Source organism: Kiloniella sp. (assembly GCF_048259265.1).
Lineage (GTDB): Bacteria > Pseudomonadota > Alphaproteobacteria > Kiloniellales > Kiloniellaceae > Kiloniella.
This window is the reverse complement of the sequence record NZ_JBLXHT010000006.1, coordinates 152,663-168,467: the sequence shown is the minus strand read 5'-3', so window position 1 is coordinate 168,467 and position 15,805 is coordinate 152,663. Positions and strand designations below refer to the sequence as shown.

The window sequence follows — 15,805 nt, the reverse complement described above, 5'->3', positions numbered from 1 at the left end:
GGCAAAACAGGTTGTCAGAATTTGATTCGACTAGCCCGTCATAAACAAAAAAATTATTAAAATTCATTGCCGACAACTATACAGATTAGGAAAGTAATCGCAATTACGATTCATCGACAAACAACATAGTTATGTATGATCTTTATGCCGCAAGAAAACTTTTTGATTTATACACCTCGTGTTTCCATCACGATTATCTTACCAAGTATTTGATTAGCAATCATACCAGCGAACTTGCCATCATTAGCTGTAAGACGCATGATCACCAAAACAATAACCTTCACCTTTGGGGATGTATAAACTGTGCGCACCATCGACTACTACTATTCAACGCGTTCAAACTTCACTTATCTGGGGGCTGCCCGCCTGAATGCTTTGGCCAGAAAATATGATTGCAAAATTATACATCGCCCCATCGTGCTCTCTGTAACAATGCCAGCAATAGGTGGACTTCCCTTTGATAACCGCCCCACGATGTTACGTAACTATGCCATGAATGACGCCTTGCGATGGGCAAAACATCTAGGTATCTCCCTACAGCGCGAACCTATCCATCACGATGGCCCCGTGGAATTACCTTCTGGAATTGTCATTGCCGCCCAGCGTGCAAAAGAGCGTGAGGAAAAAGGTGATTTGGATTTACTCAGCCTCAAGGTCGTAGAAGCTCTTTGGCGGTATGATCGTGACATCGCGGATAAAGAAGTTATTACAGAGCTTTGCGAAAGCGCGGGCTTTGGTAACGTGACAAGCCTTATCAATGAAGCACTTTCACCCGCAGTTCAGGCCGAACTGGAACGCAACTGTAGGGAAGCCATCATGCGCGGTGTCATTGGTGCGCCAACTTATTTTGTCGATGGCGAGAATTTCTACGGACAAGATCGGTTGGATTTTGTCGAGCGTGCTTTATCTGCGCGGCACAAAATCGAGGAAAACTAAAAAAGAGAAAAAAATATATCTCGTGCTAGCGGATTTCTCGTAAAAAGATGCTTTATAAGAGCCACCCAAAGCAATAAAATTTTGCATTGATTTCGACAAAGCATAGCTGGGTCCGCCGACAGGCTACAGTCACGCGGTTACGATTTAATCAGGCGTTTCCAAGCGCCTGCTCCAATCTTCGACTTCCAAACGGGATAAACGTTTTTGGACTAGTGCTTGCCAATTCTCGGCCAACTCTTTCAAGGAAGAAAGCGACTGTAAATCTCTCTTATTAAGAGTATCCACATAGAGAACCTTTTGAATACGCGCTAAAGTCCATTCCGGATTAGGACGCTCTATCAAGGTTAGCTGCTCTCCTTGCTGAACAGCCCCTTCGTCCAGAACACGGTAATACCATCCGGTTCGCCCCGATTTTTGAACAACAACAGCCATTTTGGGATAAGAAAACCGCACATTAAGCTTCCAACATGGTTGACGCCCCTGCGAGATCTGAACCGTCGCCGAACCAAGCTTGAAAATATCTCCAATACAGACATCCTTTTCCTGTACCCCAGTAGTAGAAATATTCTCCCCAAACCCGCCAACATTTAAAGAATTAGGATTAATATCCGGGTATTGATCAAGCCAAGTCTGATAATGATCTCGCGCATAATGATGAAGTGCTTTTTCTGGCCCACCGTGATGTCTTGGGTCGGCTTGCTCATCATCGGTAAAACCAAGACTGGTGATCTCTAGTCTGCCTGAGACAGGTTTTTTTCCAATAGCACTGGGTTGCCCCTTAGGACCAAAAGGAACAGATTTCCCTGTCAAAATATTTTCGAGAATATAACTTGGATTGGCCATAGGCTTAGGTCTCAACTTTGAAAGTCAGCATTATAAGGCCGGTTAGAACTTAGTTAAAAGCGCCCTATTAAAACAAAATCAAACAAAGGCCTGAAATCAGTTCCAGGCCTTTGTAATAACAACATTACTTCAACATCATTTTTGGTGCTTTTGGATCAAGCATTTTTGGCTGGTTCGGTATCGGTAAACCGAACAGGTTTCCCCTGTGGGTCACCAATCAACTCGCCATCTTTCATAACCACAGCCCCACGAATAATCGTTGCCATTGGCCATCCCTTAACCGTTACGCCTTCAAAAGGAGACCAGCCACATTTGTATGCCAGCCAATCTTTGGTAATGGTTTCTTTCTTGTCCATATCAACAATCGTGAAATCAGCATCAAAACCACAAGCAATGCGTCCTTTACCCGCAATATTATAGATGCGGGCCGGACCAGACGACGTCAGGTCAACCAATCGTTCCAACGACAGGTTACCTTTGTTCACATGATCCAGCATCAAAGGCATCAACGTCTGTACGCCCGGCATACCGGATGGCGATGCAGGATACGGTTTCTGCTTTTCTTCCAGTGTATGGGGGGCATGATCTGATCCAAGCACATCAACAATACCAGTACGAATGCCTTCCCACAGGCCAAGACGATGTTCTTCATCTCGAATTGGCGGGTTCATCTGGGCAAATGTTCCAAGTCTTTCATAACACTCCGGTGCGCTAAGCGTCAGATGCTGCGGGGTGGTTTCAACGGTCACCAGATCTTTGTTTGCCGCAAGGATCGGCATTTCATCTTTACTGGTGATGTGGAGCACATGAACACGACGACCAGTCTGACGCGCAAGGCGACAGATGCGGGTTGTTGCCAGAACAGCCGCTTCCGGGTCTCTCCAGATCGGGTGCATCGTCGGCTCGGCGCCATCACGCACCAGCGCAAAACGCTCTCTTAAACGGTTTTCATCTTCGGCATGTACAGGACAGCGGCGGGTTCCGTTTTTCAGGACCTCAACCAGCAGGCCTTCTTCTTCGACCAAAAGACTTCCCGTAGAGGAACCCATAAAAATCTTGATCCCTGCACAACCCGGAAGTTTTTCCAGTTCACCAAGCTCATCCACATTCTCTTCGGCAGCCCCGATAAAGAAAGCATGATCCGTCCAAGCTCTGTTTTCACACCGGGCCAATTTGTCCGCAAGCTCAACAGGCCCAAGCGTATTGGGGTTTGTATTTGGCATTTCAAAAATAGCAACGATACCACCCAATGCCGCAGCCGCCGTACCACAAGCCAAATCTTCTTTATGCTCAAGCCCAGGCTCGCGAAAGTGAACCTGAGTATCAATGGCACCCGGAAGAACATGTTGCCCCGTCGCGTCATATTCTTCCTTTGACGTCGCACCATCAAGATTACCGAGAGCAATAATGCGCCCACCCTTCACACCGACATCAATTTTCTCGGTCCCGTTGGGCGTGACAACATCACCGCCCTTAATGATCAGGTCGTAGCTTTCGCTCATGAAGCAATCCTTTTTTCTTGCGCTAATAGTTTATCAAAGAGGCTTATATAATTTTGCACGCATGCCTCTTCAGTATAATCTTTTTCAAAGGTCTTAAAACCAGCTGCCGTCAAGCACTCGGCCAGACCTTTTTCATCCATCATCCGCGTGATAGCCGCGGCCATTCCCTTATAATCATCAACAGGTACCATAAGTGCATCATGATTGTCAGTGGCCATTTCTTCCGGGCCGGCTGTACGGGTTGTCACTAGGGGTGTTTTTGTAGCCCACGCTTCGATCATCACAGACCCAAAAGGTTCAAACCGCGAAGGGAAAACACAGATATCAGCCGCCGCTAACAATGCACCACGGTCATTGCGCCACCCTAAGAAGCGAACCCGATCAGACACTCCAAGTTCTTTTGCAAGCGTTTCCAGTTCTTCTCGCAAGGGACCTTCCCCAGCTATCCATACATAAGGGCGGGTTTCAATTTCCACAGCCCGCAGCAAGATATCAAAGGCCTTGTTTTCATGCAGCCGTCCCAAAGCCAACAACACAGTCGCATCATCAGGTGTGTTCAGATCTGCTCTGCTTACGGGTAAAGCATCGGTTTCTACCGAGGCAAAATTTGGAACATGATGAGATCGTTCAGCGGGCCATCCTACAGAAGTTAGATAGTCTACAATATCTTTGGTGTTACCAATCAAATGGTCACAATTCTTATAATTCTTGAGCTTGTAATAACCACCCAACCGGGCAATATGTAGAAAATTACCCTTGGGGCAAAGGGACGTAGCCCGGTTCATAAAGGTCATTACCACATCAGGCTGAAAAGCCTTAATCTTCTGCTTTAGCCCCTTTTTAGTTTTGAAATCAAAAAGTTTACCAAAGGGAAGAACTTGCGTCTCAATACCCGCAGCTTTAAACAGATTAACACGGTTATCATTCTGTCTGAGAGCAGCATGAGTTTCAATACCAGCACGATGAAAAGCAAGCGCCATATGAGTATAAAAGGTTTCTGCACCACCTTCACCCCCGGCACCTAATACCAATAGGATTTTCACCTTGTTATCACTCCTTGCCTCAATCTGCGCTTAAATCTAACAGACAACTTTTCGAAACATGTATGCGTTCGTATTAAAAATAATGTCTATAGAAACTAAGGTTAAACTGCCTCCTGTTTAAAGGAATTTCCCCTAAAAACAAACTGTATCCCGGCAATAAATCAGAAATAATATATAGGACTATTAAAAAAGAATTTTTGTGACCAAATTGCGGCTTAGCCCAAAATATATATGACCAAACAACAAATTCAGCTAAGCTATTACACTATAAGGTTTTCATAACGTTATTTTCCGATTACACCCTTTATTATTAACATATGTTATGGTTGATAGAATAATTTTTGCCTCTAAAGAGAACTCGCGGCATAAAAACGGGCAAAGCCCTGCCCTTACGATAATATTTATACAAACCAGATTAACAGTGTGTTTGAACAAACAAACTTACATGGTAAAAGCGTGACTATTGAACGCCCTGAAATAACAACCGAAGACCCCGACCTCGTCGCTAATGACGATACAACCAGTGTCGGAGAAACGGTGCCAGCATCCGCAAGCCCTAAACGTGTTTTGGTGATAAAGCTCTCTGCGTTTGGAGATTTCATTCTCTCTATCAGGTCATTTCAGGCCATCAGAGCCTACCACCCTGATGCAGACATAACACTGCTCACAACAAAACCCTATGTCGCATTAGCCAAAGCCAGTGGCTGTTTTAATTCTGTATTGATGGACAGTAAGCCCAAAATATATGAAATCCCCTCTATTCTAAGACTGCGCAAAACCTTGCGTTCTTTCAAATTTGACCGTGTTTATGATCTGCAACGAAACGAACGCACGGGATTTTATTACAAGCTTTTCCCAACTAAGAAACCCGAATGGGTCGGCAACGTTCGGGGCTGTTCACACTATTACGAAAAACCTGACAACGGTGTTTTCCACATCGCCGTTCGTGAAAAAGAACAGCTTAAAACGGCTGGCATTACAGATGTACACCTACCTGATTTATCTTTCATCAAAGCTGATATCGAAGATTTGGCTCTTCCAAGATCCTACGCCTTACTTGTGCCCGGTGGCGCCCCACACCGGCCAGAAAAACGATGGCCTGTAGCACGTTATGCCGAGTTGGCAGATCACATGACGCATTTAGGAATCACACCCGTTCTTATCGGAACTGAAGCAGAGCGCCTAGAATGTGACCAGATCAAACAGACTTGTTCTGCAGCCCTTAATCTCTGTGGAAAAACCAGCCTTGAACAAATCGGCGTTATCGCCAGAAAAGCTCAATTTTCAGTCGGCAATGATACTGGCCCCATGCATCTGATTTCCGCTTCGGGCTGTCCCGTTATTGTTCTCTTCTCCCATGCCTCGGATCCAGACAAGATTTCTCCCATCGGTCCCAATGTGGAGATAATTCAGGAAGGTAACTTACAGGACCTTGAACTTGAGAAGGTCGCAGCTGCTCTTCCCGCGATCAACACAGATTAAACTTTTAACAACTTCCAAAGGCACCAATTGAATAAAATAATTCCCAAAATTACGACACCAAAAAAGACCATAATTGTGGCGTCAAAAATTACGACTTCAAGCGATCAGCCTCGTATCGAGCTTTGATATGGGAAACCATGGGATAAAGCGCCGCAAAAGTTGCGATAAGAAAACCGTAGCCCCCTTCACGATAGCCCCTTCGGCTGATAAAACAGCGCCAAAACCGACTTACGATACGACGAGCATTATGTGGCATGGTTCCGATGTCACCGTTATCTAGTAAATCTTTTGCTCTCGCTGTTGTATAGGAATCAAAACGCCGGATCATATCGGATATGTTGTCATCGACATAGTGCACCAATCTGTTTTGTAACTTGATGCCCCGGCGCGCACCTTCTTTCCAATGCAACTTAGGATGAACCCGTTCTTTTCCCCAACGTTTGATACCCTTACGACATAAACAAGAAGCTGAAGCTTTGCCAAACTGTGCCCCCCATCCATATCTTACAAGATTACCACCGACATAATTATCCACCGGAATTAAAAAATAATCGGCATCGTTCTTTTGTATGGTAGATCTAATTTCCGTGGCCAATTCAGGGGTAATATGCTCATCCGCATCAATTTCGAGAACCCACTGCCCGCGGCATGCATCATTACCCGTATTTCGCCGATCGCCCTCTATCGGCCAAGCACCTTCAACGATACGATCCGTGTATTCCAGAACAATATCTTTTGATCCATCAGTGCAGCGGTCAAGAACGACAACAATTTCGTCACAGAACTTAACCCGTTCGAGACAATCACGAATACGCGCCTCTTCATTATGAATAACCAGCAACGCAGATAATTGAATATCAACTTTATTATTTAGCGAAGAAGAAGCGACTGAAGACATCTATTTTCCGTTACTTAACTTGATTAAATCTCAAGAGTTATCTGCATTACCCTTGCCACGGTTGTATAATTCAGCAGCGGCATTGACAACCATATCCAACGTTAACGTTTTCATATAACTTTCGACACCATGGCTATAGTCAAAATCGGGATGGTGCGTCATCTCGTAATATCCTTCAGGCGTCCGAATACACGCACAATCGGCCCCCCAGGGATGATAACGCCATTCGGGGCTAGGCCCAAACAATCCCAGTGTTTTAACCCCTGCCGCCGCAGCAAGGTGCATAAGCCCGGAATCATTACCAACAAAAAGATCACTCCGCTTCAGGCAAGCCGCAGCCGTCACCAAGTCATAACCTATCAGGTCGATAACCTTCTCTGGCGGTAAAGCCGACAACACAGATTTAATCTGTTCACGCTCGTGAGGTGCCGCCAAGACCATAAGCCGTGCGTCCGGAAGTACGCCCTTTGCACCTGTGAGAGCATCAATCAATTCAATGAAATTTTCCACAGGCCACTGTTTACCACTCCAGTTAGCAGCGGGACCTACGGCCAGAATTTTTGATCCCTCAGGAACCAACTCTACAGCTTTTTGATTGTGGCTGTCGTCAGTCCAAACCACAGGGGACGGTGGCTCAATACTATTCAGGACCTTAGAAAGCTCAACAATACGATGAACCTTGTCATCCTTGGCAGAGTTAACCAACCTGCGGCGGGTCCAGAGGAAATAACTAATGCCAGTTCCCCGCATGTCAACGACAACGTCCCAACGCTTTTTCGCACAACGCGCCCATAGCTTTAACCAATGAGCATGGTACTTCTGTTTTTTAAACGCGATGATTTCTTCCAGTCCGGGCACAGCCTCGTACAAAGAGGCAGACGCTTGCCCAACGGCAACGGTCACCTTTGCACCCGGATATTGATCCAACATCGCCTGTAAAACACCATTAGATAAAACGGCATCGCCAATCCGGTTAGACGTAATAAAAAGAATTCTCAACGCAGTCGTTCCAACAGTGAGTGAGTAAATCAAGTGTAGATGATTTATAGCAAGCTTACTCTTTCATCAACACTTCTAACACCTTATATATCATACTATATGACTCAAGTTAGGTGACGATCCTGACAAACCGTTCAGATGCTGTCTTCATCAGACAACTATTTACAGAGATTGAAGAAAAAATGAGTAACACTGCCGCGACAATACTTGAACACCGCACCGTCCTGAAACTGGATGGTGAAGACCTTGTCCCCTTTCTACAAGCAGTCGTTACTCAGGATATAAGCTTGGTAACGCCAGAAAAGTCGGTGTGGTCAGCTTTATTGACGCCACAGGGAAAATTTTTGCACGAATTTTTTGTAACAGCACCTCCAAAAGGCGGGCTTCTACTTGATTGTGAAAAAGATCGGGCGCCCGATCTGTTACGACGTATGAAGCTTTATAAGATGCGTTCAAAAGCCACACTTGAGCCAACAGATGATCAATACACGGTCCTTGCCATACAAGGTCCTGATTTATCTGAGACGTTAGGACTTCCAAAAAACAAAGGCGCCAGTAAAGAAATTTTAGGTGGCTGTGTTTACATTGATCCTCGTCATCAAGCTATGGGCGCAAGAGCCATTATTCCTACAGAAAACCTTTCAAAGTTTATAGAAAAATACGACCTTATAAAAAGCACACTAGAGACGTATGACCAGATAAGAGTTATACTTGGCGTTCCCGATGGTAGCCGCGACCTTGAAATCGAGAAATCAATCTTATTGGAAAACGGCTTTAATGAACTCGGTGCCATCGATTGGGACAAAGGGTGCTATATCGGGCAAGAACTCACAGCCCGAACCAAATATCGCGCCCTGATCAAAAAACGTCTTGTCCCTGTCAAACTAACTGGCCCAATACCCGAGATAGGGACAGATATTACAATTGCGGGCAAAAATGTCGGTATCCTCAGGTCTGTATACGGCAATCAGGGCTTGGCGACCCTAAAAATCGATGCTCTTGGCTCTGATCAGCTACTTTGCGACGCTGCAAATGTGACACCCCTGCTTCCGGAATGGATAGAAATCGACGCATGAGTAAGCTTGATCAAAAATTCAAGCAAAATACCCTAACAGATAATGATGCCTCTTCTCTAATTGACTTGGTAAAGTCATGTTATGAAGAATACGCAGATCGTGGCGTTATATTTGATATCCAAGAAGAGTCAGATCTTTTAAAACCTGCGTCTTACTTTAAACTTCATAACGGCCAGTTTCTTGGAGTTAGTACCTCAATAGAGCCTGAAAGATTAATCGCAGTTTGCGGTTTCACACAATCAGATCCTGATTATTTAAAAGCTCATTCTATGGAGTTAAAAAAACTTTATGTTTGCTCTGATTATCGGGGATATGGCCTTGCACAATATCTTGTGAAAGAAGTTATTCAGGAAGCAATTATAAGAAATGTCGCGGAACTATTTCTTTGGACTGACACACGATTTACAAAAGCACATCAATTGTACAACAAGCTCGGCTTTACAAAACAGAAAACGATCCGAAAATTATCAGACAAAAGTAATACAGAAGAATTCTGCTACCGCTTAGCTATCTACTGAACAAAGTTGTATCAATGCCCCGAAGCACTTGAAACTAAATTAAGTATCAACACGCCACCAATGATCATGCCAATGCCGACAACGCCAGCAAGATCCATTTTTTCGCCATATATCACCATGCCGAGACCCGCAGTAAGAACAATCCCTGCGCCGGACCACACCGCATAGGTCACGCCAATCGAAAGTTGCCGGGTTATTATGGACAAAAGATATACCGCGATTAAATAACCAACGATAGAAATGGTCGTTGGCAAAGGCTTAGTGAAACCATCAGCAGCTTTTAAAGAAAGTGTCGCAACGACTTCGCTTGCAATGGCAATTGCCAAAATCCAATAAACAGACATAAATTTCGCCTAAAAAGAATAAAGAGCCGTATAAGAATATACAAAGCAACCAAGAGGAAACACTCGGTATGAAACACCCGAATGAACGTTCGCCATTACTTAGATCACAAAATGATCTATAGAACTAGCTTGCAGCTGGCACTTCGATCCAGTTTTCGAGAAAGGTTCTCAAATTCATAATATCGGGCGCCCCAGCGACAACATCGATGTTCATTTGCTCTGCCCGCTCCAGATCATGATCAGGTAAAGAACGATAGCTGAAAATCGCTGTCTTACTTGCCGGTGCCCCTAAATCTTTTAACCAGTCAAGTTTGTAAAGCATGGTGCTTGAAGGTCCGGAAGGGTGAGAGCGTGGATTAAAGTAACCCGTTTTACATTCAACGAGGTAAAGCCGGTTATTACAAAGAAATGCGATATCGATTTCGTTTCGCGAACCAGTTGGTGACTCAATGTTCAGGCCACAGGCAATGTCCCCGATCTGAACGGGATAGTTCTGTTCTGCCCAGTCTCGTTTCAGCTGATTGACAACACCATACCCGAATAATTCGAACCAACCTCCTCTAAGGAACCTTGCTGCCTCTAACCCTCTGAACACCAAGTGCTTCTTTTTCCATTCCACCAGTCCGGTCTCACAGAAATAATCAACCATTTGCTCAAAATCCGGGTTCTTCATTAATTTATGCGAAACAGGGCCAGCCCGATAATAGCCCTCGTTTTCTTTTGCCCGGCTCATATATCCATTAAAAGCCCCAATGACCGACGAAAAATTTTTCACATTGTCCGCCATTTTACGACCTAACAACATCTGGCGTTTATCCAGCGCATGCCGTATTGGTTTTGGCGCGACAACTTTAAAACCATTCCCAGACAACACGTCTTCAAGTAAGGCATTATCGGGAATATCAACTGTATTCCCCACCTCACCATTTAGCCATACAATCCGGTCGTTACGCGCGTCTACCAAAAATGCAGGTAAATGATTCCGCATGAAAACGGACACCGCGGCCAGACTTAATGCTTTTCCCCCACCAGATGCATTCAAAACCGTTGATCGTTTTTCTTCTGGTGAGAGCGTTTCAAAAACAACTGAAATTTGTCCAATAAGATATGACATATCAACGGGGTCAATGCCGTCATCGATCGTGTGTATATCCACAACAAGTCCATGCCCCACCAACGTTTCCTTAAGGTATCTGGCTTGATCAAGATGACGATTATCACACAACAACAAAACACGTTTTGGCGGGAAAAAATCATTATCTGCGATGTCGGCAAGGGCCGGATTTAAGTTTGGTAAGCTGGTATCAGACACCAAACAGATATGCACAGGCCCTGTTTGAGTATCTGTCATGCGCTGAGCGCAAAATCGAGTTTTGCCCCCATTACACCCAACAAATCAAAGGGTGAAACACCGTCCAACTGCTCAGGAAGGAGATCATTCTTTTGAATGAACTCTATTCCCTTAGTTCCAAAATTGTCCCTCAAGCCTTCAAACAACCATTCCTTCGCTTGTTTTTTGCGCCTCGTTGCAAGTTCACCCGTCTCTTTCATCCATTTATAGTGTTCATCCAGAAGAAATAAAAACGCCTGTACGTCATCCACATTAGAAGATGATAGCGATAAAATCTTTACGTCCCACTGATCCTTGCGTTTTACAGCCAGCGATAAAGCACCACGCAAATCGGCCTTGGCTCTTTCTGCGACCTTTCCCAAATCGGCTTTGGTCACCAATGCAATATCAGGAATCTCTGCAATACCAGCTTTCATAAACTGTAGTGAATCACCCGATCCCGGCTGAACGCAAAACACAATTGTGTCCGCAACACTTGAAACATCGGTTTCAGACTGACCAACCCCGACAGTCTCGATCAAAACGATATCAAATACAGCACGCATTAAAACCATCGCAGCAACCGTATGGTCAGACAAACCGCCCAACCGTTGTCGCGCAGCCATTGATCGTACAAAGACCCCTTGATCATCCGGATCAGTAGAAAAGCGTACCCGATCCCCCAAGAAAGCCCCACCGGACTGCTTAGACGACGGGTCAATTGCAATCACCCCGACGGTCCAATTGGCCTGACGATAGCGGGTAATCATTTCAGACAATAAAGTCGATTTGCCCACACCCGGCGGCCCTGTAACGCCGATGACCTGAGCACGGGGTTGACCATAACATTCACTTAAAAGAGGCAACATCATTTCATATGACTGTTCCAGTCCCGAAAGAGCACGAGAGAAAGCCAGCTTACCGCCGTCCTGCAAAGTTGTCAGATCCGGTATCACACACTCTTTCATGATCCAATTTGCCCTTTAGTCCTGATCCACAAAATACAATGCTAGCAAAACCACTTTGGGTGAGCATTAAATAATGACGCCCTTTGCTTATTTCATTATAAATTCCTAGAATAAAAAAACACCCCGAAATAAAAATGACCAATAAGGCTAGGGATGATAGACGAACAAGGGATACAATATGGTGACGAAAGTAATCTTGCCGAAAAGGTTGCAAGCTTGCTTCAAGTGGATATCGCTTCTGTAAACAGCGAAGAGAACAGTGCCCAAAAGCCACTCTTCAGTGCAAAAGATTTCTCTGTTTTCGACCACCTGCATTCCAGAGGTCGCGCCTCAACGCAGGAATTGAGTGAATATCTATCCGCGCATCCCGGATCGAAACTTTTGGATATTGGCTGTGGCATCGGTGGCCCGGCCCGTTTCATTGCCGAAAGATTTGTTTGCAAGGTTCATGGCATTGATCTGACAAAAGATTTTTGCGAAACAGCCGTCTTACTAAACCGCTTGTGCGGGCTTGATAATCGTATCCAGATCACTCACGGCAATGCATGCGACATGCCCTATGATGACAATTATTTTGATACGGTCTGGACACAACACACATCAATGAATGTTGCTGATAAACAGGCTTTTTATGCAGAAATCAAACGCGTTCTCAAACCCGGTGGAACCTTTCTGTTTCACGATATATTTTCCAATGACAATTTAGAAACGGATGAAGATCGACAAATACATCTGCCTGTTCCTTGGGCAAGCCAACCCGAACACAACCACCTCGTTGCCGGAGAAGTCATTCGGGACACCTTAAAGGATTTAGAATTTCACCGGGAAATCTGGACGGATGTTACCGCCGAAACTCACCTGTGGTTTCATAACTACAACGCTGTAACCAGTGATCAAAACAAACTGTCAAAGGCGCTAAACCCGACACTCTTTATTGGTAAAGATTTCCCCGAACGCGCCAAGAATTTGAAAAAGAACCTAGCGTTAAATAAAATCTCTGTCATTCAGGGCGTCTTCAGAAAAGGGTGATTGACCCTTTGTATCACTTAAAACAACAGTAAACGTACAACATCAAGATCTGGCATTTCTGCCACTGAATATTCAACAAGTTAAAAACCCACAATTTAAAACAAAGAAAAGGCATAAAAATGCTAACACCTTTCCATATTGCAGTACCTGTTCGCGACATTGCCGAAGCCAGAGAATTTTATGGCACAAAAATGGGGTTTTCCGAAGGTCGCAGTAGCGACAAATGGATAGATTACAATATGTTCGGTCATCAGTTCGTTGTTCATCTGGACGAAACATTGGGTAAAGACGGATCAGTTGGGCAAATTCGCAATGCCGTTGATGGTCACGGTGTCCCCGTTCCCCACTGTGGTGTTGTCCTACAGATGCAAGACTGGCAAGAACTGGCAGACCGTATGCGCGATATCATCGATGATTTTATTATCGAACCTTACATTCGTTTTGCAGGTGAAGCCGGAGAACAAGGCACTATGTTCTTTACGGACCCTTCGGGCAATGCACTGGAATTCAAGGGTTTCAAAAACATTGAAAAGGAACTCTTCGCAACCTGAGAATCTTATCCCAAAGCGAAATTTTATGTTTCTTCATTACAGACAAAAAGGGCCGCAAAATGCGGCCCTTTCTTCTTTGCTTTCGGACGGAACCTATCGGGGAATAGAAATATCCGAAAGCGCAGAATGAACTCTAAATCTAAAAATAATAGCTTAGACGAACTTGAAGGTGATCATCCCGGCGAACGTCATATTGAAGTTCTTTATCCGTTAGCCCATCTGTAATCCGTAACTCGGCTTCAATTGTCCATCTATCGCTCAAACGACGATCGGCTTCGATGGAAAAACTACGCGCATGGCTTAGGCGATCAATAATAACCCCCGCCAGAAAGTCTGTATCTTCGACATCGTTCAGAGTTATACGCGCGCCAACAAAGATATCATCGTCCAGCACAGCACCCGGAGCTTCGTCCTGATCCCGTCCATCATAATGATATTCTGCCAGCAATCCTAAATCTCCGGCATCACCAATAATCCCAAAGAAAGTGTATTCAAGGCCACCAGAGAAGGCGAGGAAGTCATCCCCCTGTCCCCGTCGATAGATCCCTTCACCCTTCCAGAGCCATTCATCAAAAGTAGCCTGAACATCAATCGAGCTTTGGTTAATAATATCGTAGAATGGGACCAGCTTTGGCTGGCCGTTGCCATCAGCACGCGCAACAAATCGCGGTTCACGGCTGGTGCCATAAAAATGAGCCAGCCCCAAATCCCAATCCCCGAGAACAGTCGAATAACGCAACGCAAAATCTGGATGGAATTCTTCCATATCAGATTCATATTCAGCGTTATCAGTATCTATGGTCATCGAAGACCTAAGTCGTCCTTTACGACCAGGAAAAGTACGTTCCCGAAAATAAGGCATAGCAAAGATATTGAAATCACCCCAGTCATTCTGGATACCCAGATTAACCATTGGCTGACCAAGTTTATCTTCGCCATCAACATCTTCAACCGCATCAGTTTGATTGATAATATCGACCAGATGACGGGATTCCGTAACCCCCCAAAAAACCTTATCGGCACCGACTTTTAAATCCCAACCATCACCGATATGTTGATATTTCAACTCGCGAATATCACCATGTCTGCGCTCACTGTCCTGTGCATCTAGTCGAAGGAACGGTTTGAAATCAATACGATCATCACCATCATTCCATTCCACCAGGAATTCTGGTTCAAGCGCAATAGATGGATTTAAATGCTGATCCCGTTGCCCACTGTGCAAAGCGGAATCAGGAAACACTCTAAGGTCCAAATTCGCGGCACCAGAATATTCCCAGTAAAATTCGCTTTCTTCCTCATCAGCCTGTTCCTGAGCCTGAGCCTGACTGGCTGATACGGCAGAAAGAATTGACGCCCCCAATGCGACGGCCCCAGTTACAATAACCAGGACTGCCAACTTGACCAGCTTCACTTTTTTAAAAAGTATGAAACGCGATCTCATCTCTGAACTTTCTTATCTCACACGTTTGAGCGTATTTTTGGTAAGCTCACTATCTTCAAGTCCTTTTTGGAACTCAATTTTAGAAAAGACGAGACGTGTCTTTTTACCTGTCTGGTGGTTTTCCATATACATGTCATATGGGCGCCAATACTTATCCAGATGTTGCTTAAATTCAGACGACGTCAGCGTTTTAAGCAACTTACCTTTACGGTCATAGTAATCAATTTTCTGTTGGCGATACTCAGACAGATCATACCATGTGATCATTTTGGTATAGCCAGAATTTTCATAGGTTGGCGTTTGTTCAACCACGGCACATTGAAGTTCACCACACGGTTCGTCGCGCAACCATTTGTAGGTATATTTTTTCAATTCCTGCGCAGATAGATCTTCATACGCAAACTCCGATCCCAAGAACGGCCCAGATTTGTTTTTGGAAGAAATACGTTTCACACGTTTAACAGCTGGCAAGTACATCCATTGATCATCCGGATCAAAGATCTTTGCAAAACTGAGGAAAGCAGTACCTTTAACATCCCGAGGCTTATCAAAAATCGTCAGACTTTTATCACCAACGTCATTGCCGGGTACTTCCAGCGTTTTTTGACGCATTTCACGGATAGACTTGTCACCATGGCGGTTTTCCAACTGCATTTCCATGTGGGATTCAGTATCACCAAATCCCCAATCGCGACGGTCCCATTCTTCGGCAATCTCTGTTCCCTTTGCAATATCTGCCGCTTCATCAGCCAGTGCAGCGCCCGAAAGCGCTGTACCAGAAGAAAAAGCCACAAGAGAAAGCGAGAAAACAGTCGATAGTAATTTTTTACTCATAATAAAAA

Annotated in this window: 17 protein-coding genes; 6 read left to right on the top strand and 11 right to left on the bottom strand. The window is 44.8% G+C overall.

Annotation, left to right across the window (positions count from 1 at the left end):
• Positions 1–167 precede the first annotated feature (167 nt).
• The gene (locus ACN0QW_RS11605) at positions 168–314 is read right to left on the bottom strand and encodes a hypothetical protein (RefSeq protein WP_417431649.1); all 147 of its coding nucleotides are present in this window, start codon (positions 312–314) and stop codon (positions 168–170) included.
• On the opposite strand from ACN0QW_RS11605, the gene ACN0QW_RS11600 reads away from it, so the two are divergent.
• The gene (locus ACN0QW_RS11600) at positions 304–936 is read left to right on the top strand and encodes a 2-hydroxychromene-2-carboxylate isomerase (RefSeq protein ID WP_417431647.1); all 633 of its coding nucleotides are present in this window, start codon (positions 304–306) and stop codon (positions 934–936) included. The genes ACN0QW_RS11605 and ACN0QW_RS11600 overlap by 11 nt on opposite strands.
• Positions 937–1,080: 144 nt before the next feature.
• On the opposite strand, the gene ACN0QW_RS11595 is transcribed toward ACN0QW_RS11600, so the two are convergent.
• The 3 genes from ACN0QW_RS11595 to ACN0QW_RS11585 all read right to left on the bottom strand — a co-directional run bounded on the left by ACN0QW_RS11595 (position 1,081) and on the right by ACN0QW_RS11585 (position 4,324).
• Entirely contained in the window at positions 1,081–1,779 is a 699-nt protein-coding gene (locus ACN0QW_RS11595; protein WP_417431645.1) for an MOSC domain-containing protein, read from the bottom strand.
• 155 nt (positions 1,780–1,934) lie between these two features.
• Positions 1,935–3,281, bottom strand: coding sequence for a dihydroorotase (locus tag ACN0QW_RS11590; protein WP_299377204.1), 1,347 nt, complete (start codon positions 3,279–3,281; stop codon positions 1,935–1,937).
• Positions 3,278–4,324, bottom strand: a complete 1,047-nt coding sequence (locus ACN0QW_RS11585; RefSeq protein ID WP_417431643.1) for a glycosyltransferase — start codon at positions 4,322–4,324, stop codon at positions 3,278–3,280. The genes ACN0QW_RS11590 and ACN0QW_RS11585 overlap by 4 nt, the downstream gene beginning before the upstream one ends.
• 456 nt (positions 4,325–4,780) lie before the next feature.
• Between ACN0QW_RS11585 and ACN0QW_RS11580 the strand changes: the two genes are divergently transcribed.
• Positions 4,781–5,806 (top strand): glycosyltransferase family 9 protein, encoded by a 1,026-nt coding sequence (locus ACN0QW_RS11580; RefSeq protein WP_417431641.1) that lies wholly within the window; start codon positions 4,781–4,783, stop codon positions 5,804–5,806.
• A gap of 88 nt (positions 5,807–5,894) precedes the next feature.
• Here the strand turns inward: ACN0QW_RS11580 and ACN0QW_RS11575 are convergent, their stop codons facing one another.
• The gene (locus ACN0QW_RS11575) at positions 5,895–6,704 is read right to left on the bottom strand and encodes a glycosyltransferase family 2 protein (protein ID WP_417431639.1); all 810 of its coding nucleotides are present in this window, start codon (positions 6,702–6,704) and stop codon (positions 5,895–5,897) included.
• 30 nt (positions 6,705–6,734) lie between these two features.
• The gene (locus tag ACN0QW_RS11570) at positions 6,735–7,703 is read right to left on the bottom strand and encodes a glycosyltransferase family 9 protein (RefSeq protein ID WP_417431637.1); all 969 of its coding nucleotides are present in this window, start codon (positions 7,701–7,703) and stop codon (positions 6,735–6,737) included.
• 182 nt (positions 7,704–7,885) lie between these two features.
• Here ACN0QW_RS11570 and ACN0QW_RS11565 point away from each other — a divergent pair, with 182 nt between their 5' ends.
• Entirely contained in the window at positions 7,886–8,779 is an 894-nt protein-coding gene (locus ACN0QW_RS11565) for a YgfZ/GcvT domain-containing protein (RefSeq protein ID WP_417431635.1), read from the top strand.
• Positions 8,776–9,297: a GNAT family N-acetyltransferase gene (locus ACN0QW_RS11560; RefSeq protein ID WP_417431633.1), complete on the top strand. Its 522-nt coding sequence runs from the start codon at positions 8,776–8,778 to the stop codon at positions 9,295–9,297. The genes ACN0QW_RS11565 and ACN0QW_RS11560 overlap by 4 nt, the downstream gene beginning before the upstream one ends.
• An 11-nt stretch (positions 9,298–9,308) precedes the next feature.
• On the opposite strand, the gene ACN0QW_RS11555 is transcribed toward ACN0QW_RS11560, so the two are convergent.
• The 3 genes from ACN0QW_RS11555 to ACN0QW_RS11545 all read right to left on the bottom strand — a co-directional run bounded on the left by ACN0QW_RS11555 (position 9,309) and on the right by ACN0QW_RS11545 (position 11,939).
• On the bottom strand, positions 9,309–9,641 hold the full coding sequence (locus ACN0QW_RS11555) for a DMT family transporter (RefSeq protein WP_299377191.1): 333 nt from the start codon (positions 9,639–9,641) through the stop codon (positions 9,309–9,311).
• Positions 9,642–9,765: 124 nt separating this feature from the next.
• Positions 9,766–10,992, bottom strand: coding sequence for a Card1-like endonuclease domain-containing protein (locus ACN0QW_RS11550; protein ID WP_417431631.1), 1,227 nt, complete (start codon positions 10,990–10,992; stop codon positions 9,766–9,768).
• The gene (locus tag ACN0QW_RS11545; RefSeq protein ID WP_417431629.1) at positions 10,989–11,939 is read right to left on the bottom strand and encodes an ArgK/MeaB family GTPase; all 951 of its coding nucleotides are present in this window, start codon (positions 11,937–11,939) and stop codon (positions 10,989–10,991) included. Before ACN0QW_RS11545 ends, ACN0QW_RS11550 begins: the two co-directional genes overlap by 4 nt.
• A gap of 153 nt (positions 11,940–12,092) precedes the next feature.
• On the opposite strand from ACN0QW_RS11545, the gene ACN0QW_RS11540 reads away from it, so the two are divergent.
• Complete coding sequence (locus tag ACN0QW_RS11540; protein ID WP_417431627.1) at positions 12,093–12,968, top strand: class I SAM-dependent methyltransferase; 876 nt, start codon at positions 12,093–12,095, stop codon at positions 12,966–12,968.
• A gap of 119 nt (positions 12,969–13,087) precedes the next feature.
• Complete coding sequence (locus ACN0QW_RS11535) at positions 13,088–13,519, top strand: VOC family protein (protein ID WP_417431625.1); 432 nt, start codon at positions 13,088–13,090, stop codon at positions 13,517–13,519.
• 139 nt (positions 13,520–13,658) lie between these two features.
• On the opposite strand, the gene ACN0QW_RS11530 is transcribed toward ACN0QW_RS11535, so the two are convergent.
• Complete coding sequence (locus ACN0QW_RS11530) at positions 13,659–14,963, bottom strand: hypothetical protein (protein WP_417431623.1); 1,305 nt, start codon at positions 14,961–14,963, stop codon at positions 13,659–13,661.
• Between the two features lie 12 nt (positions 14,964–14,975).
• A complete protein-coding gene (locus ACN0QW_RS11525) occupies positions 14,976–15,797 on the bottom strand; it encodes an outer membrane lipoprotein-sorting protein (RefSeq protein ID WP_417431621.1) in 822 nt (273 codons plus the stop codon).
• Between the last annotated feature and the right edge of the window lie 8 nt (positions 15,798–15,805).